Genomic DNA, 24,002 nt, shown 5'->3' with positions numbered 1-24,002 from the left:
GGAGCGCTATTCAATTAAAAGCATGTAAATCAAGAACTTAGTTCAAATAGGCGGCGACGGTGGCGCGCATGGCCGCCAGACCGGCTGCCCGTCCATGACGGAAGGGACTGTCTGCTTCTGATTTTCTGCGATCGTTGATGGCTTGTGGCTTGGGATCCAGTTTCTCAAAATAATCGATAATCCAACAATCGTTCGACCAGAATGAGCCAGACTGGGCGATCACTTTTGTGAATCGGGATGGGTTCACCATCGAGACATAAGCTGCGGCCAAACCGGTATAGCTAAGACCCGCGATCACGCGCTCCTGGGCCTCGAGTGCGCTAGGATAGACGCTCTCCAGCCACGGGAATAACTCTTCTTCGATGAACTGAGCGAACGGAGAATAGCAGGGGCACTCCACCCATCTGGATGCGGCGCTTTCCATCGAGACAAAGACAAAAAGTGAACTAGCGATGTCACCCTTGGAATCGAGGGCGTCGATGATCGATATCGCCCCGACACGGTCTCGATAAAGCTCCGCATCCAGAAACACAGTCACGTTCGTGGCCCTATGCTCCGGCTCACGCACCCATACCGTCCGCTCATTCGCAAGGTGGATGCTCTTTAAAGTATGCTCTGTTTCTTTCATTACACGACCCGACGGTTAAAATCCGGGATTGCCGCGAACTGAAACGGATATCGGATCTTCAAGCCAGGGAGTGAGGCCGCTGAATCTCGAAAAAGTGGCAAAGCTCGTAACGCTCACGGGCGGGTGCGTAGACCATGCCCTCCCCAGTTGGCTTCATTCCACAAGCTCTCAGAACGGCAATCGACGCTGCATTTCCCGGTTGAACCGCCGCCTCGATCACGTCGAGGTCGAGCAGGTCGAAACCTGCCGCCAATGCTGCCGGGGCAAGCTCCCTCATGTAACCCTTGCCGTGATGCTTTTCGCCGAGCCAATAACCAAGAGAGCCGCGCCGACGGTTGTCTTCGTCGCGGAGGAGCATCACCCACCCGGTCAGCTCGCCGCTGGCTTTTTCGGTCACGGCGAAAGGAAGTGCATCGCCCCGGCGCGCCCGTTCACAAGCGGCGTCGATACACACGACAGCCATTGCATAGGTAAAAGGGACGGGCCAATAAGCCACCCATCGGCTGACTTCCGGCGTCATCATCGTGGCGGTCGCTGCCGCATCTTCGGCGTCGACACAGCGTAGGAGGAGTCGGGTCGTCTCCAATGGTTGAAATGGGTCGCTTTCCATACTTTGACAGATACCACAGATCGACATCGCAGGCGCTGATCCTGCGCGCGTAGGCAGTCTGCCGCTTCGATTACCACGCCGCTTTCGCAGCGAGCGTCAGCAAGAATATGCCCGCAATGATATTGAAAGCGGCCATCACATCGCTGCTTCTCGCGGCTTTCGCGGCCGTCGCGAAAGCCGCACCGCAAAGCGTCAGGAATAGCGCCATAATCGAGACGTGGATCGAAGCGGCGAGGAAATAGGAACTCAAATTCACGCCCGCAAAAAGAGGGACAACCGTCAAATAAAGAAGGAGCGGCTTTACGTTTAGCAGATTGGCGGTGATAGCGCTTGTCATCTTTACAGAGTCGAGGCTGGTCACTTCGCGCGTCACTCCAGATAACCCCTCTCCGATCATCCGGAGCCCCAACCACATCAAATAGATTGTTCCGCCGATTTTGAGGGCCCACATCGCCGCTGATGATCGGGCCAAGAGATTCGAGACGCCCAAACCTGCCAATGTCGCGTGGATGTAGATGCCGGTCGCCGTCCCCGCTATTACTGGCGCTACTCCGCGCAACCCGGAGCGCGCCGCGTTGCTCATGGCCATCGTAAAGCTGGCTCCGGGAGACAAAGCGATTGGTAAAATCGCAGCCGTGAAACCGGTTATATCCATGTTGATTTGCATATTACCGTTGCGATAGCGCCTGTATCGCCCGCTCTGTCCGGGTGCGCAAATGCAAGCGCGCCGCAAGATAGTGGCTTTATGAGGCCGAGGGAAAGCACGATCCAAGGAGCTTCCGATGCGCCTGAATGTCAGAAAGCCGAACTGTATCGAAGCGCTACCCAATTAAAATCACTGGATCAGGTAAGATTGGCAAGCTCCTGCACGGTAAGTCGCCGCGCTCGTGCATCCGATCCCCCCAGACCCTAAGGGGAGTTTTGCGGAAGCCGCCATTCCATCACGAGAAACCAAGGCGCGCGGCGATATCTTGCCTCCCGTTCAGGGTCGTCTCGCGACTGCGGCTGCGGTTCATCGAAGAAAGTCAGCGTAAGGCCCTGCGCAAGCAGTTCTTTCATATACGAGGCTAATGGTCGATGCCAGTTTTTGACGCGAATGCCTGACCACTCGACCCACTCGGGGAACTCCTCCAGGTAGCGATCGACCGGGTAATAAAGACAGTTTCCGTCCTGATCTGTTATCCAGCCGCTCGAACACGACGTGATGAAGCTGTTTAGATTGGCGATGAGTAGAGTCCCGCCGGGCTTTAGCACACGCGTCATTTCCGCCAGCGCCGCGCGGAAGTCATCTATGTCGAGTAGCGTCAAATAACTGACGACGAGGTCGAAGCTTTCGGCGGCGAATGGCAGGCTCTCCGCTCCGCCGATGCGGTAATCGCCATCAGGGTCGCGCTGACGCGCATGAGAAATCAATTCTTCGGTGGGGTCGATTCCCACCACATGGATACCTTTTAATTTGAGCGCGCGGCAAAAGCGTCCTTCGCCGCACCCCACGTCGAGCGCGCGCTCGAAAAGCTTTCCGGATACCCGCTCCATGATCACAGGATCGAGCACATGCTCGCGTCCAAAATCGCCGCGTTCACCTTGCGCCGCGATCCACGCGCTCGCCGATTCTTCCCAGCCGTTGCTCATAAGGCGCTCCATTAGACGAATTTATGATTTAAAACTGCAAGGATAAGCAAAACCGCGAATGGCGCAGCCGGGCGACGATGTTTGCCACTGGCCCATCGCGCATCTTTCCTAGCATTCCTGCTCAGCGTAACGCATGCATACATTCATGTCGCGGCCCTCGTCATGGCCGGGCTTGTCCCGACCACCCACGCCGCGCAACGGCGGCTAACGCTGGGCATAGGTCGATCATGGAACATTTGCGTCGGCTAGCAGGACAGGGAGCATCGCAAAGCCCGCGCTGAACTTCATCCCTAGCGATAACGCGTCCTGTTGGTCTGTGCCCGCCGGCGTGGGTGGCCGGGACAAGCCCGGCCATGACGGTCCCCGAAATGTGTGATTCCCTTAGACCCGCTTAGCGAAATATTAGCAGCTACCTTTCCGACAGCGCCCGTATCGCCAGCTCTGTCCGGCTACGCAAATGCAGCTTGGCGAGAATGGTCGAGACGTGGTTCTTCACCGTGCCTTCCGCGAGGCCCATATCGCGCGCGATTTCGCGATTGCCCTTGCCGGCGGCGACGTGGTTGAGGACGTCCTTCTCGCGTTCGGTGAGCGGCTCCTCGTCTTCGAACGATAATTTGCTCGGCGTTCTGACGCGGCGAAACTCGGTGAGAATCTTTGCTGCGACGCTGGGCGACAGGCGCGGCTCGCCGCGCGCCGCCGCGCGGATGGCGGAGAGGATTTCGGCCTCTTCGGCGTCCTTCAGCAAATAGCCTTGCGCGCCGGCCGACACCGCCTCGAAGACAAGCTCGTCGGCGTCGAAGGTCGTGAGCATGATGACGCGGATCGACGGCGATTTCGCCAAAATGGCGCGCGTCGCGGCGATGCCGTCCATGCGCGGCATTTTGAGGTCCATCAGGATGACGTCGGGCGCATAGGCGAGGGCGGCGCTGACCGCCTGCGCGCCGTCCGCGGCCGTGGCGACGACCGCAATATCCTCCTCGAGCGCCAGGAGCGCCGCCAGCGCCTTACGGATCACGCTCTGATCCTCGGCGATCATCAGGCGTATCTGCTTTCCGGCGGTCAATCGGCCTCTCCCCGCCTACCACGAGTTTGGCAATATAATAAGCGCAACCAGGGCTATGCGCAAAAAGCTGACTGGAAGCTGAACGGCGTGGACACCTTCGGTTCAGGCGCGCGGCGCGATAGTCGCTTCATGAGGCCGAGGGAAAGCCTCGATCCAAGGGAGCCTCCGATGCGCCTGAATGTCAGAAAGACAATCGCTCTCACTGTTTTGGCCGGATTGCTCGGCGCGGGCGCCGCCTCGCCCGCCGCCGCCGCCGATGGCTGGGGCTGGCATGGCGGCTACGGCTGGGGGCATCATGGCGGCTGGCGACATCATCATGGCGGTTGGGACAATGGCGGCGCGGCCGCCGCCGCCGCGATCGGCGGTCTGGCGCTCGGCGTCGCCGCCGGCGCGATGAGTCAGCCCCAATATGGGACCGGCTACGGCGGCTATTATGGCGGCGACTGTTACCCCGTCGATCGCCCGGTCGTGGACGGCTGGGGCAATGTCGTCGGCTATCGCAGGGCCCAGGTCTGCGATTAGCGCTCTCTTAATCTCCTCCGACCCGTCCTCCCCGGGTTTTGTTGCGTCCCGCGTGCTTTCCGAGTTTCCGCCGCCCACCCCCGCACCCCTCTCGCGCGGCGGCGGACAAAGAGCCTCCCGGAGCGATCCGGGAGGCTTCCTTTTTTCAGATCGGCTTGAAGGCGAGCGAGGATTTGCCCTCGGCCGGATCGCGCCGCCAGATGCTGGCGCTGTCGCGTTCGAAATGGGCCTTGTGGCCCTTGCGCGCGACGAGCACGAGGCGGCCACGGTCGAGCGACCACCGCACGGGGTCGAAAACCACAATGCCATTGTCGCGGCAGGCGGGGGCCAGTTGCGCTCTGCCGCCGCCCATCAAGGTCAGCATGCAGCCGGTGTCCTTATCGTCACGCAGAATGCCGTAGCGGCCTGCCGTGTCGCCGGCGGCGACGGCGTTGGCGAGCGGCAAAGCGGCGAACAGGGCCGCGGCCAGGCCGAGGCGCCGCAGCTTATCCGCGCGCGGGGAAGAGGTCGACATCGACGCATGCTCCAGAGTGGGTGAATCGCGTGCAGTCTGCCCTTTTCACGCGCCCGGGCCAAGGCGTCTGCGGCCGTTTTCGCAGCAATTCGGCTGAGCAATCATGCGCCAACGCACGTCCTGCTCAGATTCCGCCAACTTAGATGAGGCGCGGTAATCTGTAGCAGGCGGGGGCTTTTGCGCAGCGCGGTCGATCGGGATAAAATTACGAGAATTTCGTCCCCCAGGAGTTCCCCGCCTCATGGACCCGGCCGCACTCGCGCTCGCCGAACGCTCCGCGCCTCGCTACACGAGCTATCCGACCGCGCCGCATTTCGTAAAGGAGATCGGCGACGTCGAGATGCGCGACTGGCTCGGCGCCCTCGATCCGCACGCGACGCTGTCGCTTTACTTCCATGTGCCGTTTTGCCGGGAGATCTGCGCCTATTGCGGCTGCCACACCAAGGCGGTTCGGCAGGAGGCGCCGCTCACCGCCTATAAGGAAACACTGCTGCGCGAGGTCGAGATGACCGCCCGCGCGACAAGCGCGCGCAGCGTGGCGAGCATCCATTGGGGCGGCGGCACGCCGGGCATTTTGGGGCCCGCGCGCTTTGGCGAGATTATCGAGCGCCTGCGCGACCTCTTCGACGTCACCCACGAGACGGAACATGCGATCGAGCTCGACCCGCGCCTCCTCGAGCCTGAAATGGCAGAGGCGCTGGCGCGGGCGGGCGTCAACCGCGTCTCCTTCGGCGTGCAGGATCTGAACGCCCATGTTCAGGAAGCGGCCGGCCGGGTGCAGCCCTTCGAGATCGTGGAGCGCGCCGTCGCCATGATGCGCGGCGTGGGCGTCAGCGCGATCAATCTCGATCTGATGTATGGCCTGCCGCTGCAGAGCGTCGCGGACGTCGAGCGCACGGCCTCCATGGCGGCTTCGCTCGATCCGCAGCGCCTTGCGGTTTTCGGCTATGCGCATGTGCCCTGGTTCAAGGCGAACCAGAAGCTTATCGACGCCGCCGCGCTGCCCGGCGCAGCCGAACGCCTCGCGCAGGCGGCGGCGGTGCGTCGGGCGTTGGAGCGCGCGGGCTATGAGGCGATCGGCCTCGATCACTTCGCGCGCCCAAACGATCCGCTGGCCGTCGCAGCGCGGCAGGGGCGCATGCGCCGCAACTTCCAGGGCTATACGATCGACAGCGCAACCGCTCTGCTGCCCTTCGGCGTTTCCTCGATCGGCCGTCTGCCGCAGGGCTTCGTCGGCAACGCCACGGATCTTGCGGGCTGGCGGCGCGCTGTGGAGGCGGATCGATTCCCGGTCACGCGCGGCCTCGCCTTTTCCGTCGACGATTTGGCGCGCAGCGAGATCATCGAGCGGCTGATGTGCGACTTTGCCGTCGATTTCGGCGCCATCGCACTGGAGCATGGCTTCGCGGTCGACGCCTTCGACCAGGCGCGCCTATCCTTGAGCGGGCTGGAGCGCGATGGCGTGGTGGCGCTGCGCGACCGGCGCGTGAGCGTCACCGAGCGTGGGCGGCCGTTTGTGCGCCTTGCCGCTGCGGCTTTCGACGCCTATCTGGAGGCCGGCGCGGCGCGTCATTCCGCGGCCGTCTAATCTACGAAAAGCAGTGCCGGGCAGGGGGCTGTCTGGAGAGGCGCATGACGCCGCTGACGGCCTTTTTCGCCAAATTCATCGGCGCCTATGCGCTGTTTGCGGCAGCGTGGCTTTACTTCCGCCGCGAAGCCGCGGTGGGGCTGATCGAGCGCATCTCCCACGATCCCGTCTTCGAATCGATGATCGGCGTGCTCCGCCTCGTCTTCGGCCTGGCTGTCATCTCGGCCCATAACCGCTGGGGCGGATGGCTGGAGGCGCTGGTCTCGGCGCTTGGCTGGATCGGCCTCTTCAGCGGGCTTGCGACGATGTTCCTGCCAACCGGCTTTTTGCGCAGATCGGTCGACTGGATGCAGTTCAAGGAGAAGCTGCCCGTTTACGCGCTTGTTTCGGCACTTCTCGGAGCCGTGCTGCTCCTCGGCGGCCTTGCTGCGTGATGCGCACGCCAGGCTCGGAATCCAGGTTACGCACCAGCGTCATGCCCGCGCTTGTCGCGGGCATCCACGCCAAGACATTGCGACACGCGGGGAGGAGAAGCGGCGTTGTTCAGCTTATGCTCTCAGCTTTTCTGCGTCGGCGCGGCGTGGATGGCCGCGACAAGCGCGGCCATGACGCGGGAACACGTTTGCTCGTTAACCCGAATTCGGAGCTCTGATGCGCGCGCGGACCGGCTTGTGAGGCGGAGCCGTCTCCGGCATCGTGCACGTCCCCGATTCTAGCCGTAAGAACCCATGCCCGTCTGGACGCCCGAACAGGAGAATGCGCTGAACAGCGTCGCGAAATGGCTCGCGACGCCGCGCGGCCCGCAGGTGTTCCGCCTGTTCGGCTACGCCGGCACGGGCAAATCGACGCTCGCGCTTCACCTTGCCGAACATGTCGACGGCGACGTCGCCTTCGCCGCCTTCACCGGCAAGGCCGCGCTGGTGATGCGCTCCAAGGGTTGCAAGGACGCCCGCACGATTCACAGCCTCATCTATCGCGCGACCGATTCCGAAACCGAGGAGCCGTCCTTTGTGTTGAACGACGAAAGCGACGCCGCGCGCGCAAAGCTTATCGTCATCGACGAATGCTCGATGGTCGACGAGGAGCTCGGGCGCGATCTGCTTTCCTTCGGCAAGAAGGTGCTGGTTCTCGGCGATCCGGCGCAATTGCCACCGGTGAAGGGCGGGGGCTTTTTCACGGAGGCAGAGCCCGATGTGATGCTGACGGAGGTGCATCGCCAAGCCTCCGACAATCCCATCATCCGCCTGTCGATGACGATTCGCGAAGGCGGCACGCCGACGCGCGGCGTCTTTGGCGAGACGCGCGTCGTCTCGCGCGAAGGGCTCGATCCAGCGCTCGTCACCGGCGCCGATCAGGTGCTGGTGGGCATGAACAAGACGCGGCGCGCCTATAACGGGCGGCTGCGCGAATTGCGCGGCTTCACCGGGCAGTTTCCGCAATCGGGCGAAAAGCTCGTCTGCCTGCGCAACAACCGCAAGAAGGGCCTGCTCAACGGCGCCCTCTTCACGGTGAAAAGCGCGGGCGCGCTGCGGCGCGGGAAAATACGGATGCTCGTCATGCCGGAGGAGGGCGAGACGGGCAAATTCCAGCGCGTCGCCGTCATTCCGCAGTTCTTCGACGGCGGCGAGGGCGAAATTCCTTACGCGATGCGCAAGGATTCGGACGAGTTCGATTTCGGCTATGCGCTGACCGTGCACAAGTCACAGGGCTCGCAATGGGACAATGTGACCCTCTTCGACGAGTCTTTCGCCTTCCGCGAACATCGCGCCCGCTGGCTCTATACGGGCGTCACGCGCGCCGCGCACAAGCTGACGTTGGTGATGTAAAGCAGGAAGCCAGAGCGCCGTCATTCCCTACGCTCGCGGAGCGAGCGATCGGGAATCCAGAGCAAAGCTGGCTATTTTGGCTCTGGAGTCCCGATCGGGCCTTCGGCCCGTCGGGAATGACAAGCGCAATGGCATAACGCCCGCGCCTTCGCTTTCGGCGCGATAAGAAAGGCAGACCCGTTGTCAAAACGCGCGCGCGAGCGTTAATCTTCCGTCTCATATTTCAGTGATGGAGGTTTTTATGACTGCTGCGCGGATTCTAGCCATTGTCCCGAGTGTCGGCGCCTATATCCCAACCGTATGGAGCCTTGCGCCCGGCCAGAAATTGGGACTCGCCTTGTCCGGCGGCGGTTTCCGCGCCTCGCTCTTCCATATCGGCGTCCTGGCGCGATTGGCCGAGCTCGACTTGCTGCGGCGCGTCGATGTGCTCTCCACCGTTTCGGGCGGCTCGATCATCGGCGCATTCTATTATCTCAAGCTTAAGAAGCTGCTCGAGGAAAGGCCGCTCGGCCCGAATGGCGAACCCATTTTGCCGTCGTCGCAGGACTATGTGGACCTCGTCGGCGAGATCGAAAGCGAATTTCTGGCGGCGGTTCAGACCAATGTCAGAATAAAGGCGCTGCTCGACCCCGTCGCCAACGCCAGGATGATTTTCTCGGATGATTATTCGAGAAGCGACCGCATCGCCGAAGTATATGAACAGTGCTTTTACAGCAGATTCGCGAAGAACCCTGGCGAGAAAATTCCGCTGTCGGATTTGCTGATCACGCCAGCCTGGATGCAGCCCGGCTTCAATGTGCGGGAGTATAATTCGACATCGGATTTCAAGATTCCCATCCTCAACCTCAACGCGACGTCGCTGAATACCGGCGGCCGATGGGTTTTCACCGCGACGGATCTGGGCGAGGTCCCCTCGGCAAATCCGATCGGCACGATCAAGCCCTTGCCAAGGATCAGTTATTCGGACCCCAGTTTGACGCCGGAGCAGCAAAAGAAGCTGGCGCAGATCGGCCTTTCCGAGGCTGTCGCCGCTTCGGCCTGCGTGCCGGCGATATTTACGCCGCTCGCAATCCACGATCTCTATCCGAAGGGAGCGAATGGCGAAGAGATTGTGGTCGAGCTGGTCGACGGCGGCGTTTACGACAATCAGGGCGTCGAGGCGCTGCTTTCTGAAAAATGCGACCTGATCATTTGCAGCGACGCCTCCGGGCAGTTGGACGGGAACCGTACGCCGGACATTCAACTGTTGCCGGTCGCCACGCGCTCGAACGACATATTGGCCACGCGCGTGCGCGCCGAGTGCTACGACAATCTCCGCAATTGCCCCGGCGATGGGAGCTTCGTCTTTTTCCACCTGCGCGACGACTTCCCCGGAAATGCGGCCTATCCGTCGCTGCCCGGGCCGGTCGACCAGTGCAACGGTCTCAACGATGGGCATATCTACGCCCTTTCCAATATCAGAACCGATCTCGACGCCTTTTCGGACATCGAAGCCTATACGCTGATGTACGACGGCTACTGTCTCGCCGACTATTTTCTCCAGCATAACCAAGGTAACGCGGGGCTCGGCGCGCCGTCTCCCGGCGGCGCGCCTCGGCAACCGTGGCGTTTCCTGGCCATCCGGGGGATGGTCAAGACCGACAAGCAAAAGCTGCTTTCGCATCTGCTGATAGGGAAATACTTGTTCTTCAAACCCTTCTACGCCGATCCCGCGCGGACTTGGGGCGTCACGCTCCTTCTGCTTGCGCCAGTCCTTTTCTTCTTGTGGGCGCGCGTCGATCTCGTTGCAGAACTCTACAAACTATTCGTCGAAAATATATTGTACTACCTATTGCCAGCGGCGCTTATCGGCGCCGCGGGCTACGCCATCGTCAAGGCTTTGGACAATGCGCCAAAATTGCTGAAACTGTTCGACTTCATTCGCAAATACCGGCGCGCCGACAACCCCATGCTCACCGCCCTGTTTTACGCGCCCGGACTTATCGGCGCGGCAGTCGCGTTCTTGAACCTCTCCATCTACAACAAGATCTTCCTTCAGGCCGGCCAATTGCCGCCGCCGTCGGACCGCGAAGCAGCGCCGGAGGCCGACCGCCGTCCAGAGCAACTGGAGGCAGCCGCGCAGGAATAGAGGAAAACCATGGCCGAGCGCGCGATCGAAATGCGCCGTCTTTCCGACGGCGCCGTCTATCGCTTTCTCCCGGCGCCAGTGGCCGAGGACGGGCTGCCGCGCTTCAAGCGCGCCGACAAGGACATCTGGATTCTACGCGATTCGGATTTCGGTTGGATCGTTTGGGACGCAGAAGAGCAGGCGTTGATGGGGCGGCCCTGGGACGTCGCGATAAATCGCCAGGGCGCGACGCCGCCGGAATGCGACTGGGTAAGCCGGAAGGGCGCGAATTCCTTCGTGTATCGGCTCGTCTTCGTCTGATGCGAACCCGCTTGAACTGCGGATTTTGTCATTCCCGGCGGGCTGAAAGCCCGACTGGGAACCCCGGAGCCATAAGAGCGCTGGTTTTGCTCAGAGCCCGTCATTGCGAGCGAAGCGAAGCAATCCAGGCCGGCGATGCGGCATTGGATTGCTTCGTCGGCTCCGCCTCCTCGCAATGACGACGGTAATTCCGATCGCTCGCTTTGCGAGCGTCGGGAATGACAGGCAACCGAACGGGCGAGATTTCGTCTGAGGCGCTTATTTCGTCCAGGAGTCGATCGCATCGGCGAAGATGCGGTCTCCGGAGGGGCCCTTTTCCATATTGATCGTCGCCGGCCGCCCGTCGGTGAACTGCAACGGCAGATCGATCACCGCGAAGGAACGCAGGAGCTGGATGTTGCGCGCTTCATGGTCGCCGCGCATCAGGCCGATGAGGAAGTTGTTCTCGGTGATCGGCACTGGAATGCCGAAGACCTTTTCGCCGGCCTGCGCGTCGGCGCGGCGCATCTGAATCGGGCCGATCGCCTTCACGCCGCCGAGCGGGCTCCCCGGCGCCGGCTTGAAAGACACGTTGATCGTGTGGGAGGCCGAAAGCGCCGAGTCGTTGTTCTTTTGAATCAGCAGCGTCAGCTTCATCTTGCCGTCGGGAATATCCACATCGCCGCGGATCGCCGAACTCACCGGCTCTCCGGGGCCGCCGCCGACATTCTCCAAACGCCAGACCACCGTGGCGTTATAAATCCGGTCGACCTTATCGGGCGCCTGCAAGGTCGCGACCCACAATTCCGCCTTCTGCGCCACCGGCACAACGACCGTGCGCTTTCCAGATGACGGCGCCGGGGCGGATGCGCCGCCATCGACGCGGCCGCCGAATTTGCCGGCTTCCGCCGCGTCGGAAGGCGATGTCTCGGCCGGCTGCAGCTTTGCGAGATCTTCCGGCCGTTCGCGCAGATACCATGCGAGGCCGCCGACGACGGCGATCAGCGCCACCAGCACGCCTGCAAGCGCCCATATGCGCTGCGTCGGACGTTGCGCGCGCGGCGGCAGAGGCAGCGGCGCGGCGGGACGCTGCGCTTCGCGCGGCGGGGCTTCCGACTCGGCGGCGGGGAGCGCGTCGGACCAAGCCTCTTCGACGCTGCGCTCGGCCGGCGGCGGCTCCGGCGGCGCTGCGGGCTTCGGCGGTTCGGGCGCGCGCTGGCGCGTCGGCGCGGGCTGCGGCTTCGGCGGTTCCGGCTTCGCGGGGGCGGCGGTGGTCGGCGCTGGTTTCGTAGCGGATGGCTTCGCCGGCGCTGGCGTCGCGTTCTTGGCGGCGATTTCCTGTTCGAGGCGCGCAACGGCTTCTTCGAGCGCGCGGCCTTCGGCGGAAATGTCCGCTTCCGCAACCGGCGGCTGAATGCTTCTCAATTGATTGAACAACGCCTTGCGCGCCCGATCATAGACAGCCTGTCGCGCGTCGGGCGTCTGCTGGGGTAGGGCGGCAATGGCGCGGGAGATCAACGAATAGTAATCAGCCATGGGCGGTTAAGAGCACTTCCTGCCGGGGGCGTCAATCCTGACCCCTTGCAAATGCGAGAAAAACAAGGGATTCCAGCGTGCTTGTCGGCGATCGCGACGCGGCCGGCCGAGCCTGATCGGAAGAGGAAGATATGTCATCGCTCATCTCATTGGCGCGTCTCTTTGGCGTCGCCTTCGTCGTCGCATTTTTCGCGCCGGTTTGCGCAAACGCGATCAGCATGGACAAGGCCTCGACCATTCGCGACCAATGCGAAATCTCGATAGGCCCTGACCTTATCGGCGTCGTCTCCTATATGCCCGATCGTTCGCGTGATCGCTTCTGCGGCGATTTCCCCTCGACGGGCCGAATCATTCTCACGATCGACCTCATCGCCGAGCGCCTGCGCCAATTGCCGATCGAGGTGCGCATCGTGCGCGAGAAAAACGGACCGATTTCCCTGGAGGAAGATCCGGCGCCTTTCACCGTGGCTTATCTTCCGCCGCGCCTCTATCCGGGCGGCGCCGTGCCGATGGAGCATATGTTCGACGAGAGCGGCGCTTACGCCGCCTTGATCACCGTAACGGAAAACTCCGGAACGAAGCGCACGACGCGTTTCGCCATCAACGTGGGCGGCCCGCTGCAGTTCTATGCGACGGCGATGCTGTCGGCAGTGTTTATCTTTGGCGCAGCTTTTCTCTATTGGCGCTACACGGAAGAAAAGAAGCAACGCGACCGCGCTTCGCGCGCTTTCCGCCCGACCTGATTCGGTCAAGTGAGGAGCTCGCTCTAAATTCCGCGCCCGTCGCTCGCCGTCTGCGGCGCCGCCGCCTTGCGGGCGGGCGCGGCGATCAGCCAATAGATCGCGCCGGTCAGCGCGCCGGTGAGGAAGAACAAAAGCGCGAGCCGCGCCTCCGCCTCGCTGACCTTATGGGCGCGCTCCAGCCCTTTCGACGCGCGCGCAATCCAGGGCGAGGCGCCCGCGAGGACGCCGCTGACGCCCGAATACCAGACGATGGAGCGCGCGCCGGCCGCTTCTCCGACAAGAGCCGCCACGGCGAGCGGCGCGGCGCAGACCGCGACGATGGCGGCCCATATCACAAAGCCCAGCGTCGCGACGGCCTGCTCCGGTTCGATCGCCTCGTCCAGGATCGCGAAAATCCCCGCGAGGACGGAGGAGAGGCCTGCTTCCCGCGTCACGGGATCGAAGAAAGCCGAAACGAAGAGAAAGACCGCGCCGACGCCAACAGCGATGACGAAGCCGAAAACAATGACGATCAAGCGCATAGCAACTCTCTGGCGCCGGCCTTACACGATATCCGCTTGATTGGGCCGGTGTCATTCCCGACGCTCGCTTGCGCGATCGGGAATCCAGAGCCAAACCAGCGATATTTTGGCTCTGGATTCCCGGTCGGGCTTTCAGCCCGCCGGGAATGACATTCCCCAACGCGAGCTGTTCAAACGGAAATAGCCTTACGGCTCGAGCACCGAATCCCAGTAGAGATAATCCATCCAACTGTCATGGAGATAGTTAGGCGGGAAGCGGCGGCCGTTGCGATGCAGGTCGACGACCGATGGCTGATAGGGCGTCTGCGCCGGCGTCATATGCGCGTCGAGCGGCAGCCGGTCGCCCTTGCGCAGATTGCAGGGCGAGCAGGCTGCGACGACATTCTCCCAGGTGGTCGCGCCCCCCTTGGAGCGCGGGATCACATGGTCGAAGGTCAATTCGTCATGCGCCCCGCAATATTGGCAGGTGAAGCGGTCGCGCAGGAAGACGTTGAACCGCGTGAAGGCCGGCTGACGGGCCGGCCGCACATATTCCTTGAGCGAGACCACAGAGGGCAGGCGCATCTCGAAGCTCGGGCTTTTGACCGTCTTGTCATATTCCGAGACGATATTGACCCGATCGAGGACGACGGCCTTGATGGCGTCCTGCCAGCCCCATAGCGAAAGCGGATAGTAGCTCAGCGGGCGATAGTCCGCGTTGAGCACCAGCGCGGGACAAGCTTGCGGCGAGACATATTGGTGTCTGAAGTGAGCGGTCACCTTGCCAGCCTCTCGGTTTCGAGAAGGGCCCGAAGGACCGCGCCAAGGTCCACACCGGCCTTTTGCGACTCTCTATATGTTACAGGGAGGATGACGGGCTTGTGAAGGCGCCTTGTGCAGCCGATTTGCGCGGCTTGTCCGGCGGGTTCATGAAGTAGAAATCTAGCAAAACGATAGGTATTTTGAATAGTTAATTCCAGCTTGAGGCAGTGTTTTGCAATGCCCGATTAGCTGGCGAGCAGAGGGTGGCGCCAGACAGGGCTCATTACTTGCTCCGATTCGGCTATAGCATCGCTCTTGTTCCATTTTGGGGCAGGCGAGCCGATCCAGGGCCGATCAATTGTCTCAGCAGGCTGATTTTTCCAAAAGGCCGTCTCAGTTTGAAACGCGGTCCCCAAAGGCGAGGCCGCGGCTTCTCGCGGGGACGAATCGCGTCGCAGCTTATTGGGCGCCTCGCCAAAGCACGGCCTTCGTCCGGGCGTCGTTCTCGCTCCTCGCCGCATCTTTGGATTTTCTGGCGCTCGTCCTGACCTCGGTCGTGGTCCAATTCGCCTATGGGGCGCTCACGATCGGCAATCTCGAACTGGGCCTCGTTGCGACGATGATTTTCCTTCTCGGGAGCGTCGTCCGGGAGGAATATTCTTTCGCCAACTACCTCCAGCTTCGCGGCCACGCCTGGCGCTGTTTCAGCCTGTGGAGCGTCGTCAGCCTCCTCGCGCTCGCGATCGGATTTCTGTCCAACGTCACTGGAGAGACGTCGCGGGCCGCCTTCGTGCTGACCTCGACCCTGGGGTTTGTGGCGCTTTTCGCCGAGCGGGCGACGCTCACCCGTTTCGTCCGCTCCAGCGCGGCCGCGGGCGGCGTATCGGCGCGGCGCCTCTTTCTCGTCGGTTTCGAGAAAGACATCGAGGCCTTCACCTATCGCTACAAGCCCTGGACCTGCGGCATGACCGTCGTCGCTTCAGTCGTGCTGCGCGAGACCGAGCATACGCTCGACGACGACCTCACGCTTGCGGCGGCCTCGGCGCGTATGCTGCGGCCCGACGACGTCTTCATCCTCTCGCCCTGGTCGCGCACCGATGTCATCGACAAATGCGTGACGGCCTTCCTGCGCGTGCCCGCCCGCATCCATCTCGGGCCGGAGCGTGTGCTCGACCGCTTCGCCAACGCCCATATCGACAAGGTCGGCGCGATCTCGAGCCTGAGCCTCTCGGGCGATCCGCTCAATCTCTTCGAGGTGGCGGCGAAGCGCGCCTTCGACATTGTGGTCTCGGCGCTTGCGCTCGTGGCGCTGTCGCCGTTGCTGTTGCTCTGCGCGCTGGCGATCCGGCTCGACAGCCGCGGGCCGGCGCTCTTCTATCAGCGTCGTTACGGCTTCAATCGTCAGACGTTCCGCATCGTGAAACTCCGCACCATGACGACCATGGACGATGGGCGCCACGTCAAACAGGCCACGGCGAATGATCCGCGCGTGACCCGCGTGGGGCGCATTTTGCGCCGATACAACATCGACGAGCTGCCGCAGCTCTTCAATGTGCTGCGCGGCGAGATGTCGCTCGTCGGGCCGCGCCCGCACGCGCTGGCGCATGATCAGCTCTTCGAGCGGCGGATCGCGCTCTATGCGCGCCGTCACAACGTCAAACCGGGCATGACCGGCTGGGCGCAGGTCAACGGCCTGCGCGGCGAAATCGATTCGCCGGAGAAGATTCGACAGAGAATCGAGCACGACCTTTATTACATCGACAATTGGTCGCTGCCGCTCGATCTCTGGATCGTGTTCCTCACCGTCTTTTCGCGCAAGGCGTATCGCAACGCGGTTTGACGAGTTGGGGGGCCGGGCGGCGGACCCGGGCAGGCAAGTTGCGTATCGCTTGCCTCGGGTCCGCCGCTTGCTGCTTACTGTCGCCGCTGTGATTCGACTCCTACATACCGCCGACTGGCACCTAGGCGCCGCTCTGCAAGGCTGGTCGCGAGAGCCCGAGCATCGCGCCGCGCTGGCGCAGCTCGTCGAGACGGCGCGCGCCCGCGCCGTCGATGCGGTGATCGTCGCGGGCGATATTTTCGACAGTCTCAACCCGTCCGCCGAGGCGCAGCGGCTGCTTTACGACACGCTGCGCGACCTGCGCGCCGCCTGTCCGCGCGCGACCATCGCGCTTCTTGCCGGCAATCACGACCCCGCCGGCAGGCTGGAGGCGCCCCGCGCCTTGTTCGAGATCGCCGGGGTGCATTCGGTGGGCGTCATCACGCGGCGAGAGGGCGCGCTCGACCTTTCCACGCATCTTATGCCGATCCGGGACTCATCCGGCGCGGTCGGCGCGCATCTATTGGCGCTGCCCTATCCGCGCGCCGCCGACCTGCCGATCGCGGGGGCGGATGTGGCGGGCTCTGCTACCGTCTGGGGCGTGCGGGCGCTTTATCGGGAGGCCGTCGACGCCGCTCGGGCAAAAATCGGCGATGCGCCGCTGGTCCTCACCGGCCATCTCCATGTCGCCGGCGGGCTCGAATCCGAGGGCGAGCGGCGCATTCTGGTGGGCGGCGAGCATGCGGCGCCGCCCGACATCTTTCCTGCCGACGCCGCTTATGTGGCGCTGGGCCATCTCCATAAGCCGCAGAAGGTGGGCCGCGAGACGATCCGCTATTCCGGCGCGCTGATTCCGATGTCGAAGTCGGAAATCGACTATGCGCATGGCGTAACGATCGTGGAGATCGACGCTGTCGGCGCGGCGACCGCCGAGCATGTGGCCTTCACCCGCAGCGTCCCGCATCTGCGCCTGCCGCGGCAGGGCGCGCTGGCGGTCTCGGAGATCGAGAGCGCGCTTTCCTCTCTGGCGCTCGCCCCAGAAACGCCCGACGACGCCCGGCCTTTCGTTTATCTCGCTGTGACGGTCGACGGCCCCGCCGTGGGATTGAAGGCCGAGATCGACGCGATCTGCGAGAAGTTTCCGGTGCGCCTCGTCTCGCTCGCCGTCGAGCGGCCGCAAATGAGCGAAGCGCCTCAGCCGGCGCCAATGCGGCTTGCCGAACGCCAGCCGCGCGATCTCTTCCGCGAGGCTTTCGAAGCGACGCATCACGTCGCGCCGACAGAGGAACATTTGCGCTGCTTCGACCGGCTCGCGGAGGAAGCGTAATGCGCATCCTCGCGATCCGGGGCGAAAATCTTGCGAGCCTAGCAGAACCCTTCGCCATCGAGTTCGAGAGCGAGCCTTTACGCTCGGCCGGGCTTTTCGCCATCATTGGCGAAACGGGCGCGGGCAAGTCGACCATACTCGATGCGCTGTGTCTGGCGCTTTACGACGAGTTTCCTCGCGTCGTAGCGCCCGGCGCACGAGACGAAATGCCGGACCCCTCTGGGGCGACTATCAAGGAAAATGATCCCCGCACGCTGTTGCGACGCGGGGCGGGGCGTGGTTTCGCGGAGGCTGATTTCGTCGCGCGCGACGGCAAGCGCTACCGCGCCCGTTGCGATCTCATGCGCGCGCGCGGCAAGGTCGCCGGGAGGCTGCAAAACCGTGGCCGCAGTCTCTGGCGCATCGATGAGAGTGGGGAGAAGATCGAGACGCTGGAATCCGGCGTCGAGCCGGTCAACCGCCGCGTCGTCGAATTGACTGATCTGACTTTCGATCAGTTCCGCCGCACGGCGCTTTTGGCGCAAGGCGATTTCGACGCCTTTCTGCGCGCCGACGCCAAAGAGCGCGCCGATCTTCTCGAAAAAATCACGGGCGCGGAAGTCTACGGCCATCTGTCGAGACGCGCCTATGAGCGCTGGGACGAGGCCGCGCGCGCCGTGAAGGCGTTGGAGCAGCAGCGCGCGCTCATCGGCGCCATGCCGGAGGAGGAGCGCGCGGCGATCATTGCCGAGAGCGAAGAGATCGGGTCGCGGCGCTCGATGCTCGCCGCCGAGCAGAATGAGATGCTCGACGCCTTGCGCCGGATCGACGCGCGCGCGCAAGCGCAGCAGAAGCTCACTGAGGCGGAAACCACGTGCGCCGCTGCGAGCGAGGCGCTGGCGGCGCTCTCGCATCAACGACAAATGCTCACGGACCTCGCTAACGCCGAGCCCTTGCGCGCGCCGCGCGAGGAATTTCGCAAAGCCGAAGAGTTACTGGCCGAAAAACAGGCTTCGGCGTTGCTCGCGCAACAACAGGCCGAGGCGGCGCAGGCCGCCGTGGAGGCGGCGAGGACGCAAGAACGCGTGGCGGCGGAGGCGTTAGGCGCCGCGCAGCGCGAGATCGAGCAATTCGAGCCGCTGTGGCGGGAGGCGAGCGCGCTCGACGCGCGCATCGAGGCGCAGCGGCGTGAAGCCGACAAGGCGCGTGAAGTGGAAGCTGCCGCAGCGCTGCGCCTCGCCGGTAAGCAGGAGGCGCTCGCCAAGGCGCTAGCGGAAGAAGAAGCGGCGGCGGCTGAAAGCGCGGCGTCGCAGGGTCGGTTGGAAACGCTCGAAGCGGCGCGGCCGTTGAGCGAGCGGTGGGAAGAGATCGACGAATGGCTCTCCAAGCGCACGCTTCTGTGGAAAGAAAAAAGCGAAACAGAGCGCGCGCTGCAAGAGGCTGCCAAAGAGCTGGGCCGCGCCGGCGAGATGCGCGCGGCCTATGACGCCGCCGACAAAGCAGATCGCACGCAGCTCGACGCAGTGCTGGAGCAGACGCGCGAAAGAGAGGCAGCGCTTCAGGCCCTCGATGCCCCGGCTGCGCAAAGGCGGGCCGAGGCGTTGTCCGCCGCGCAAGAGGCTTTGCTGTCCATGGCGCGTTGCGCGCGCGATTACGCCGACGCCGAGGCGAGCGCTGAAAGTGCGGCGGCGGACATCGCCGGGCTCGGCGCGGCGCATGGCGCGCTTGTCGAGCAGTTGGAGAATTTGCAAGCCGCGCGCGATGTCGAGGCCGCTCAGACCGCTGAGGCCGAGCGCCTTGGCGAATTGGCCGACGCCGCCGCCGATCCACATGCGCTGAGGCTGCGCGCCGCTCTGGACGACGACGCGCCTTGCCCAGTCTGCGGGGCCAAGGACCATCCTTTCGCACATGCCGAAAACGCCGCGCGGGCGCTCGTCGATGCTCTGCGCGCCAAGCGCGAGGCGGCGCGTCAGGCGCTGGCGCGGACCAACAAGGCCATTTCGGAAACGTCTGCTCAAGAGGCGGCGACGCGCGCCATGCATGAAGAGGCGGCGCGGCGTCTCCGCGCCGCGAAAGCAGTGTTGGAAGCCGCCACGCGCGACTATGCGGCGCTGTTGACGCAAAACCCCGACTGCGGCGCCCCGCAGGAGATAGCGGGGGCCGGAGCAAATATTGCCGCTTTGCTCGAAGAACTCCGCGCGCAGCGCGCGGCGCTGACGAAGATACAGGAGACGGCGCAGAAACTCTCGTTGGAGATCGAGCGCCTGCGCAAGGCGTCGGACGATAAGCGCCACGCGATCGAGGGGCGCAAGGAGACGCGCGACGAAGCTGAGGCGCTCGCGCGGCGGGCGGGCGAGGCGCAGGCAGGGCACAAAGAAGAACTTGCGCGCGCCATGGAGGGCATCCGGTTGCACGACGGGTCGCTTGCGCCCTTTCTTACGCTTTGCAATCTCTCTACCGCCGATCTCGACCGCGACGCCGCCGGCGCGCGTAAAAGGCTCGAAGAGGCCGGCGCGCATTATCGGAAGGCCAAGGAGGCGCATGATAGCGCCGCCGCGCGGCTTATCGAGCTGAGGCCGCAAATCGCAGCCTTCGAGGCGGAGACGCGTTCGCTCGCCGATCAGGCGAAGGCTGCGGTGGCGGAGCATCTTGCGCGCGCCGCAGACCTCGCCAAATCGCAGCAGGAGCGCGGCGCGCTGCTCGGCGGCGAAGCCACCGCAGCCCACCGCGCGCGTTTCGAGGAACAGCACAAGACCACGCGCGGAACGCATGAGGCGATGCGCGAGGCGCTGTCGGCGGCCGATAAGGCGAAAGCCGCGAGCGATGAACGCAACGCCGGCGCCGCGCGCGACGTCTCGGCGGCGCAAACCGCTTCGGTGGCGGCGCGCGCGGCTTTTGGCGAAGCGCTCGCAGCGGCGGGGCTTGCCGAAGAGGACGCCACACGGCTTCTTGCGTTCTCGCGCGAGGAGACGGCGGCGATGCGGCTCGTCGTCGAAAACGCGCAATCGGCGCTCCACGCAGTGGAAGCGACTCTCGCGCAACGGCGCCGCGATCTTGCCGAAGCCGAGGCCGTTGCGCCGATCGACGTGGCCCGCGACACTCTCGCCGCACGCCAGGCGGAATTGGCGCAGGCGCTCGACGCCCTTTCTGCGCGGCTAGGCGCCTTGCAGGAGCGACTTGCGCGCGACGATGAGGCGCGCAGCCGCGCGCGCAGCCTGTCGGAAGAGATCGCGGCGGCGCAGACCAATCGCAGGATTTGGGACGAGATCAACGCCGCGATCGGCTCGAAGGAAGGCGACAAATTCCGCCGCTTCGCGCAGAGCGTGACGCTCGAACAGCTCGTCGCGCTCGCCAATCGTCGCCTGTCCTTGCTCTCGCCGCGCTATCGGCTGGAGCGCGCCGGCGAGATTGGATCGCTCGGGCTTCAGATCGTCGATCGCGATCTTGGCGACGAGCGGCGCTCGACGCGCTCGCTGTCCGGCGGCGAACGCTTCCTTGCGTCGCTCGCCCTGGCGCTCGCGCTCGCGGGATTGGAGGGCCGGGATTCCTTCGTCGATACGCTATTCATCGACGAAGGCTTCGGCGCGCTCGATGCGGCGACGCTCGACGTCGCGATCGACGCGCTCGAAAATCTGCAAGGGCAGGGGCGCAAGGTCGGCGTCATCAGCCACGTCGAATCGATGCAGGCGCGAATCGCGACGAAAATCTGCGTCGAGCGGCGCGGCGGCGGCGTCAGCGCGGTTCGGCTGCGCGCGCCGGGCTTTGCGTAAAGCTATTCGCGGACCGACCAATGCGGCCACGCCTGCTCATTTGGTCAATCTGGGGGCGCCGCTGTAATTATTGTTCGAGGCGCAGGTCGTTTGGATGCTGAAGAAAACGTCCTGGTTCGACCAACTCCCGCCGGTCAACGAGCCGGCATAGGGCGTATCCTCCCAGGCGTGGGTGTTGGTCGCCGTCGTCTCGCCTTTGGCGCAGGGCAAAAGCTGCATGATCGAGGGCGCGGTCGTGGTCGAATACATGTTGACGCCATTGACGAAGAGATTGCGCGATTGGCCGGCGTCCGAAGTGCTGTAAACGACAGGCGACGCCGTCTTCGTATAGGTCTTGCGGGAAACTTTCGTTCCGGACGTCACGCAGGCGTAATTCCTGGTCGACGACGATTGGGAGGTGGTCGGCGCCATTCCCGGGCCGCAACCGTCCGTGTAAACCGTCATGGTCAGATAGGCGTTGTCGTAATTCGAGCCGAGCGAAATCGACGTATTCACAGGCCCGGTGACCATATCGCCGCCCGACAGGAATTCGGCGGTCGTCGTTCCGGTCCCGCGGCCGCTCTGGCCGCCCAGGTCGACCGGCTGATAGACGTATGACGCGAGAAGCGTGTCGCTGGATGCGCCGACCGTATGAACATAGAGGTCGACTTCTTTCCAGTACCAGCCATAGGCGCCGGTCAGTGTGAAGATAAGAGTCGACGGCGTGCGCGCGGTCTGATTTGTCGCCGTCGCAGTGGCCCGGATCGGAATCGAGTCGATATAGGCGAGCTGCAGAAAGGTCGTCGGCACTTTCGCGTCGGCCGTGCCGGTGATCGAGCCGTCGGCGTTCTTCGTCCAGGAGACGGTCGCGTTTTTCAGCAGCGAGGCGTCGGGTTGGTTCGTGAGATGTATCGTGGCGGCGGTCGATTGATTTGCCGTCGCCGCCAGGGTCGCCGTATCGAGCGCCTGTTGAAGCTCCGATTTCGCGCGATCGACTCGCATGAAGTCGACGCCGGCGCCAACGAACAACATGATCGGCAAGAGCGCCATGGCGAAAAGAACTGCCACAACGCCGTCGTCCTCGCGCTGCATGGCGTGGACGAGCAGTCGAATCCTGCCCGAGTAATGGGAGAAGCCCCGAGTCCGCATCATGCGTCTCTCGTTTAGTTATGTAGTGATGCGGTATTACTCCTCAGTCGTTGACAAACCCTTCAGAGAATATTCCGGCCTCGCATCAAAATTCGGATAATTGGCGCAGCCGGCCCCCGACGCGCGATTGCGCCGTTTGCGGAATTTTCTGAATAAATACTTGTTAAATTAAAGCAATTTGTAATTGATGGCTTTCAGTCCCAGCGTAAGACTGGAGACGAGGAGCGCGGCGGCGGCGAAATAGCTCGCGCCGGAGAAAAAATCGATCGACAGCGAGAAGGCGAAAATCTGCGAGAAGATCAGCGGGCCGGTCATGCCCGAGACGCCGCGCAGACTGCCGAGCGCGCCTTGCAGCCGGCCTTGCTCCGAAGAGCCGGCAAGCCGCGTCGCCAGGCCTTGGAAAGACGGATTGGCCATGCCCCAGAGCGCCACCAACGGCGCCCCCGCCATGAAGCCCAGGCCCGTCGGCGCGAAGGCGAAGGCGAGAAAGCCGAGAGCGCCGGAGACAAGCGCAATGGTCAGCGTCACTTTTTCGCCGAGCCGCGCCACCGCGGGCCGCACCAGCCCGCCGGAGACGATGGTTTGCGACACGCCGACAATTGCAAGCGCCCAACCCGTGTCGGCCACGTCCCAATGATAGCGCTGCTGCGTATAGAGCACGAAAAGCGCCGGCAGCGATTCATGCGCGAGATAGGACAGGAAGAGCGCGCCGGACAGCAGCGTCAGCGCGCGATCACGCCGCAGGAAATCGAGCGAGCCGGCCACATTGGCGCTGCGCCAGACAATGCCGGTCGTGCGCTTTTCGGGCGGCAGAGATTCAGGGAGGATGAAATAGCCGTAAAGCGCATTGGCGAGGCTGAACGCCGCCGCGGCCCAGAACGGAAAGCGCAGATCATACGCGCCGAGCGCGCCGCCGATCGCCGGGCCGAGAACGAAGCCCAGGCCGAAGGCGGCCCCGATGAGGCCGAAACGGCCCGCGCGTTTCTCCGGCGGGGTGATGTCCGCGATATAGGCGTTGGCGGTCGAGACGCTCGCCGCCGTGGCTCCGGAGATCAGCCGCCCAATGAGGAGAAACGGCAGCGAGGGCGCGAGCGCCATGAAGATATAGTCGAGGCCGAGACCTAGGTTGGAGGCCAGCACGACCGGGCGGCGGCCGAAATGATCGGACAGGGCGCCGAGCACGGGCTGGAAGAAGAACTGCATCGCCGCCCAGGCCAAGCCGAAGAGGCCGACGATTCGCGCCGCCGAGCCCAGATCCCCGCCCTCGAACTGCACGATCAGCTTCGGCAGCACCGGGATGATGACGCCCAGAGCCAGCATATCCAGCGCGACGGTGACGAGGATGAAGATGAACGCCGCCTCACGACGAGGCTGTTGCGCGGGGGTCATCTGTGGCCTTGCAGTTAGGAAAAGTCGGCCTTTCCGATAGCGGCAACGCGACCGCGCGGCAAGGCGGTGATTTGGGCGAGGCCAGGACAAGCTATGGTTAATATCGTGGCGGAGTGTGGCCGTTATGCCACGCGAATCAGGCCTGTAAATGCTAAAACTGTGGCATTGGGGCCACAGTTGCGTTCGCGCCTCCTGTCACAGTTTGCGTTCTATGAAAATTGTCACGCCATTGTCATCGACGGGCGGCTTCACTCGCCCC

The 24,002-nt window shown here is 63.6% G+C and carries 21 protein-coding genes; 10 read left to right on the top strand and 11 right to left on the bottom strand.

Annotation, left to right across the window (positions count from 1 at the left end):
• Window positions 1-37 precede the first annotated feature (37 nt).
• The 5 genes from QMG84_RS13400 to QMG84_RS13380 form a co-directional block, all read right to left on the bottom strand.
• Window positions 38-628, bottom strand: a complete 591-nt coding sequence (locus QMG84_RS13400; protein WP_281928485.1) for an alpha/beta hydrolase — start codon at window positions 626-628, stop codon at window positions 38-40.
• A 58-nt stretch (window positions 629-686) separates the two neighbouring features.
• A complete protein-coding gene (locus QMG84_RS13395) occupies window positions 687-1,151 on the bottom strand; it encodes a GNAT family N-acetyltransferase (RefSeq protein WP_281928484.1) in 465 nt (154 codons plus the stop codon).
• A gap of 157 nt (window positions 1,152-1,308) precedes the next feature.
• On the bottom strand, window positions 1,309-1,905 hold the full coding sequence (locus QMG84_RS13390; RefSeq protein WP_281928482.1) for a LysE family translocator: 597 nt from the start codon (window positions 1,903-1,905) through the stop codon (window positions 1,309-1,311).
• A 242-nt stretch (window positions 1,906-2,147) separates the two neighbouring features.
• Window positions 2,148-2,870, bottom strand: a complete 723-nt coding sequence (locus tag QMG84_RS13385) for a class I SAM-dependent methyltransferase (RefSeq protein WP_281928480.1) — start codon at window positions 2,868-2,870, stop codon at window positions 2,148-2,150.
• 409 nt (window positions 2,871-3,279) lie between these two features.
• The gene (locus QMG84_RS13380; protein ID WP_281928478.1) at window positions 3,280-3,933 is read right to left on the bottom strand and encodes a response regulator; all 654 of its coding nucleotides are present in this window, start codon (window positions 3,931-3,933) and stop codon (window positions 3,280-3,282) included.
• A gap of 168 nt (window positions 3,934-4,101) precedes the next feature.
• On the opposite strand from QMG84_RS13380, the gene QMG84_RS13375 reads away from it, so the two are divergent.
• The gene (locus tag QMG84_RS13375; RefSeq protein WP_281928476.1) at window positions 4,102-4,455 is read left to right on the top strand and encodes a hypothetical protein; all 354 of its coding nucleotides are present in this window, start codon (window positions 4,102-4,104) and stop codon (window positions 4,453-4,455) included.
• A 145-nt stretch (window positions 4,456-4,600) separates the two neighbouring features.
• Here QMG84_RS13375 and QMG84_RS13370 read toward each other — a convergent pair whose 3' ends face one another.
• Complete coding sequence (locus QMG84_RS13370; RefSeq protein ID WP_281928474.1) at window positions 4,601-4,969, bottom strand: hypothetical protein; 369 nt, start codon at window positions 4,967-4,969, stop codon at window positions 4,601-4,603.
• 241 nt (window positions 4,970-5,210) lie between these two features.
• On the opposite strand from QMG84_RS13370, the gene hemN reads away from it, so the two are divergent.
• The 5 genes from hemN (at window position 5,211) to QMG84_RS13345 (ending at window position 10,811) form a co-directional block, all read left to right on the top strand.
• Window positions 5,211-6,557 carry an oxygen-independent coproporphyrinogen III oxidase gene (hemN, locus tag QMG84_RS13365; protein WP_281928472.1) on the top strand — a complete coding sequence of 449 codons (1,347 nt, stop codon included), beginning with the start codon at window positions 5,211-5,213 and terminating at the stop codon, window positions 6,555-6,557.
• Window positions 6,558-6,601: 44 nt separating this feature from the next.
• Window positions 6,602-6,991, top strand: coding sequence for a hypothetical protein (locus tag QMG84_RS13360; RefSeq protein ID WP_281928470.1), 390 nt, complete (start codon window positions 6,602-6,604; stop codon window positions 6,989-6,991).
• 294 nt (window positions 6,992-7,285) lie between these two features.
• Window positions 7,286-8,383 carry an ATP-dependent DNA helicase gene (locus tag QMG84_RS13355; protein ID WP_281928468.1) on the top strand — a complete coding sequence of 366 codons (1,098 nt, stop codon included), beginning with the start codon at window positions 7,286-7,288 and terminating at the stop codon, window positions 8,381-8,383.
• Window positions 8,384-8,624: 241 nt separating this feature from the next.
• The gene (locus tag QMG84_RS13350; RefSeq protein ID WP_281928466.1) at window positions 8,625-10,511 is read left to right on the top strand and encodes a patatin-like phospholipase family protein; all 1,887 of its coding nucleotides are present in this window, start codon (window positions 8,625-8,627) and stop codon (window positions 10,509-10,511) included.
• A gap of 9 nt (window positions 10,512-10,520) precedes the next feature.
• Entirely contained in the window at window positions 10,521-10,811 is a 291-nt protein-coding gene (locus QMG84_RS13345; protein ID WP_281928465.1) for a hypothetical protein, read from the top strand.
• Window positions 10,812-11,069: 258 nt separating this feature from the next.
• Here the strand turns inward: QMG84_RS13345 and QMG84_RS13340 are convergent, their stop codons facing one another.
• A complete protein-coding gene (locus QMG84_RS13340) occupies window positions 11,070-12,326 on the bottom strand; it encodes a hypothetical protein (RefSeq protein WP_281928464.1) in 1,257 nt (418 codons plus the stop codon).
• 131 nt (window positions 12,327-12,457) lie between these two features.
• On the opposite strand from QMG84_RS13340, the gene QMG84_RS13335 reads away from it, so the two are divergent.
• Entirely contained in the window at window positions 12,458-13,069 is a 612-nt protein-coding gene (locus tag QMG84_RS13335) for a hypothetical protein (RefSeq protein ID WP_281928463.1), read from the top strand.
• 23 nt (window positions 13,070-13,092) lie between these two features.
• On the opposite strand, the gene QMG84_RS13330 is transcribed toward QMG84_RS13335, so the two are convergent.
• Both QMG84_RS13330 and QMG84_RS13325 read right to left on the bottom strand, forming a co-directional pair.
• On the bottom strand, window positions 13,093-13,590 hold the full coding sequence (locus QMG84_RS13330; protein WP_281928462.1) for a hypothetical protein: 498 nt from the start codon (window positions 13,588-13,590) through the stop codon (window positions 13,093-13,095).
• A gap of 186 nt (window positions 13,591-13,776) precedes the next feature.
• Window positions 13,777-14,295, bottom strand: coding sequence for an HNH endonuclease (locus QMG84_RS13325; protein WP_202073742.1), 519 nt, complete (start codon window positions 14,293-14,295; stop codon window positions 13,777-13,779).
• A gap of 559 nt (window positions 14,296-14,854) precedes the next feature.
• On the opposite strand from QMG84_RS13325, the gene QMG84_RS13320 reads away from it, so the two are divergent.
• The 3 genes from QMG84_RS13320 (at window position 14,855) to QMG84_RS13310 (ending at window position 21,226) form a co-directional block, all read left to right on the top strand.
• Complete coding sequence (locus QMG84_RS13320; protein WP_281928461.1) at window positions 14,855-16,171, top strand: exopolysaccharide biosynthesis polyprenyl glycosylphosphotransferase; 1,317 nt, start codon at window positions 14,855-14,857, stop codon at window positions 16,169-16,171.
• A gap of 88 nt (window positions 16,172-16,259) precedes the next feature.
• Window positions 16,260-17,477, top strand: a complete 1,218-nt coding sequence (locus QMG84_RS13315) for a metallophosphoesterase family protein (protein WP_434085990.1) — start codon at window positions 16,260-16,262, stop codon at window positions 17,475-17,477.
• Window positions 17,477-21,226 carry an AAA family ATPase gene (locus tag QMG84_RS13310; RefSeq protein WP_281928459.1) on the top strand — a complete coding sequence of 1,250 codons (3,750 nt, stop codon included), beginning with the start codon at window positions 17,477-17,479 and terminating at the stop codon, window positions 21,224-21,226. The genes QMG84_RS13315 and QMG84_RS13310 overlap by 1 nt, the downstream gene beginning before the upstream one ends.
• Before the next feature lie 36 nt (window positions 21,227-21,262).
• Here the strand turns inward: QMG84_RS13310 and QMG84_RS13305 are convergent, their stop codons facing one another.
• Both QMG84_RS13305 and QMG84_RS13300 read right to left on the bottom strand, forming a co-directional pair.
• Window positions 21,263-22,357 (bottom strand): TadE/TadG family type IV pilus assembly protein, encoded by a 1,095-nt coding sequence (locus QMG84_RS13305; RefSeq protein WP_281928458.1) that lies wholly within the window; start codon window positions 22,355-22,357, stop codon window positions 21,263-21,265.
• Window positions 22,358-22,522: 165 nt separating this feature from the next.
• Window positions 22,523-23,743 carry a TCR/Tet family MFS transporter gene (locus tag QMG84_RS13300; protein ID WP_281928457.1) on the bottom strand — a complete coding sequence of 407 codons (1,221 nt, stop codon included), beginning with the start codon at window positions 23,741-23,743 and terminating at the stop codon, window positions 22,523-22,525.
• Between the last annotated feature and the right edge of the window lie 259 nt (window positions 23,744-24,002).

It is taken from the genome of Methylocystis iwaonis (assembly GCF_027925385.1).
Classification (GTDB): Bacteria; Pseudomonadota; Alphaproteobacteria; order Rhizobiales; family Beijerinckiaceae; genus Methylocystis; species Methylocystis iwaonis.
This window is presented reverse-complemented; position numbering and strand designations above follow the sequence as displayed.

Excerpts from the sequence above, each read along its gene's own strand:
- QMG84_RS13400 (WP_281928485.1), bottom strand. The coding sequence starts at position 628 with ATGAAAGAAACAGAGCATACTTTAAAGAGCATCCACCTTGCGAATGAG.
- QMG84_RS13395 (WP_281928484.1), bottom strand. The coding sequence starts at position 1,151 with ATGATGACGCCGGAAGTCAGCCGATGGGTGGCTTATTGGCCCGTCCCT.
- QMG84_RS13305 (WP_281928458.1), bottom strand. The coding sequence starts at position 22,357 with ATGATGCGGACTCGGGGCTTCTCCCATTACTCGGGCAGGATTCGACTG.
- QMG84_RS13350 (WP_281928466.1), top strand. The coding sequence starts at position 8,625 with ATGACTGCTGCGCGGATTCTAGCCATTGTCCCGAGTGTCGGCGCCTAT.
- QMG84_RS13335 (WP_281928463.1), top strand. The coding sequence starts at position 12,458 with ATGTCATCGCTCATCTCATTGGCGCGTCTCTTTGGCGTCGCCTTCGTC.
- QMG84_RS13360 (WP_281928470.1), top strand. The coding sequence starts at position 6,602 with ATGACGCCGCTGACGGCCTTTTTCGCCAAATTCATCGGCGCCTATGCG.
- QMG84_RS13385 (WP_281928480.1), bottom strand. The coding sequence starts at position 2,870 with ATGAGCAACGGCTGGGAAGAATCGGCGAGCGCGTGGATCGCGGCGCAA.
- QMG84_RS13340 (WP_281928464.1), bottom strand. The coding sequence starts at position 12,326 with ATGGCTGATTACTATTCGTTGATCTCCCGCGCCATTGCCGCCCTACCC.
- QMG84_RS13390 (WP_281928482.1), bottom strand. The coding sequence starts at position 1,905 with ATGCAAATCAACATGGATATAACCGGTTTCACGGCTGCGATTTTACCA.
- QMG84_RS13300 (WP_281928457.1), bottom strand. The coding sequence starts at position 23,743 with ATGACCCCCGCGCAACAGCCTCGTCGTGAGGCGGCGTTCATCTTCATC.
- QMG84_RS13310 (WP_281928459.1), top strand. The coding sequence starts at position 17,477 with ATGCGCATCCTCGCGATCCGGGGCGAAAATCTTGCGAGCCTAGCAGAA.
- QMG84_RS13330 (WP_281928462.1), bottom strand. The coding sequence starts at position 13,590 with ATGCGCTTGATCGTCATTGTTTTCGGCTTCGTCATCGCTGTTGGCGTC.
- QMG84_RS13345 (WP_281928465.1), top strand. The coding sequence starts at position 10,521 with ATGGCCGAGCGCGCGATCGAAATGCGCCGTCTTTCCGACGGCGCCGTC.
- QMG84_RS13375 (WP_281928476.1), top strand. The coding sequence starts at position 4,102 with ATGCGCCTGAATGTCAGAAAGACAATCGCTCTCACTGTTTTGGCCGGA.
- QMG84_RS13355 (WP_281928468.1), top strand. The coding sequence starts at position 7,286 with ATGCCCGTCTGGACGCCCGAACAGGAGAATGCGCTGAACAGCGTCGCG.
- QMG84_RS13370 (WP_281928474.1), bottom strand. The coding sequence starts at position 4,969 with ATGTCGACCTCTTCCCCGCGCGCGGATAAGCTGCGGCGCCTCGGCCTG.
- hemN (WP_281928472.1), top strand. The coding sequence starts at position 5,211 with ATGGACCCGGCCGCACTCGCGCTCGCCGAACGCTCCGCGCCTCGCTAC.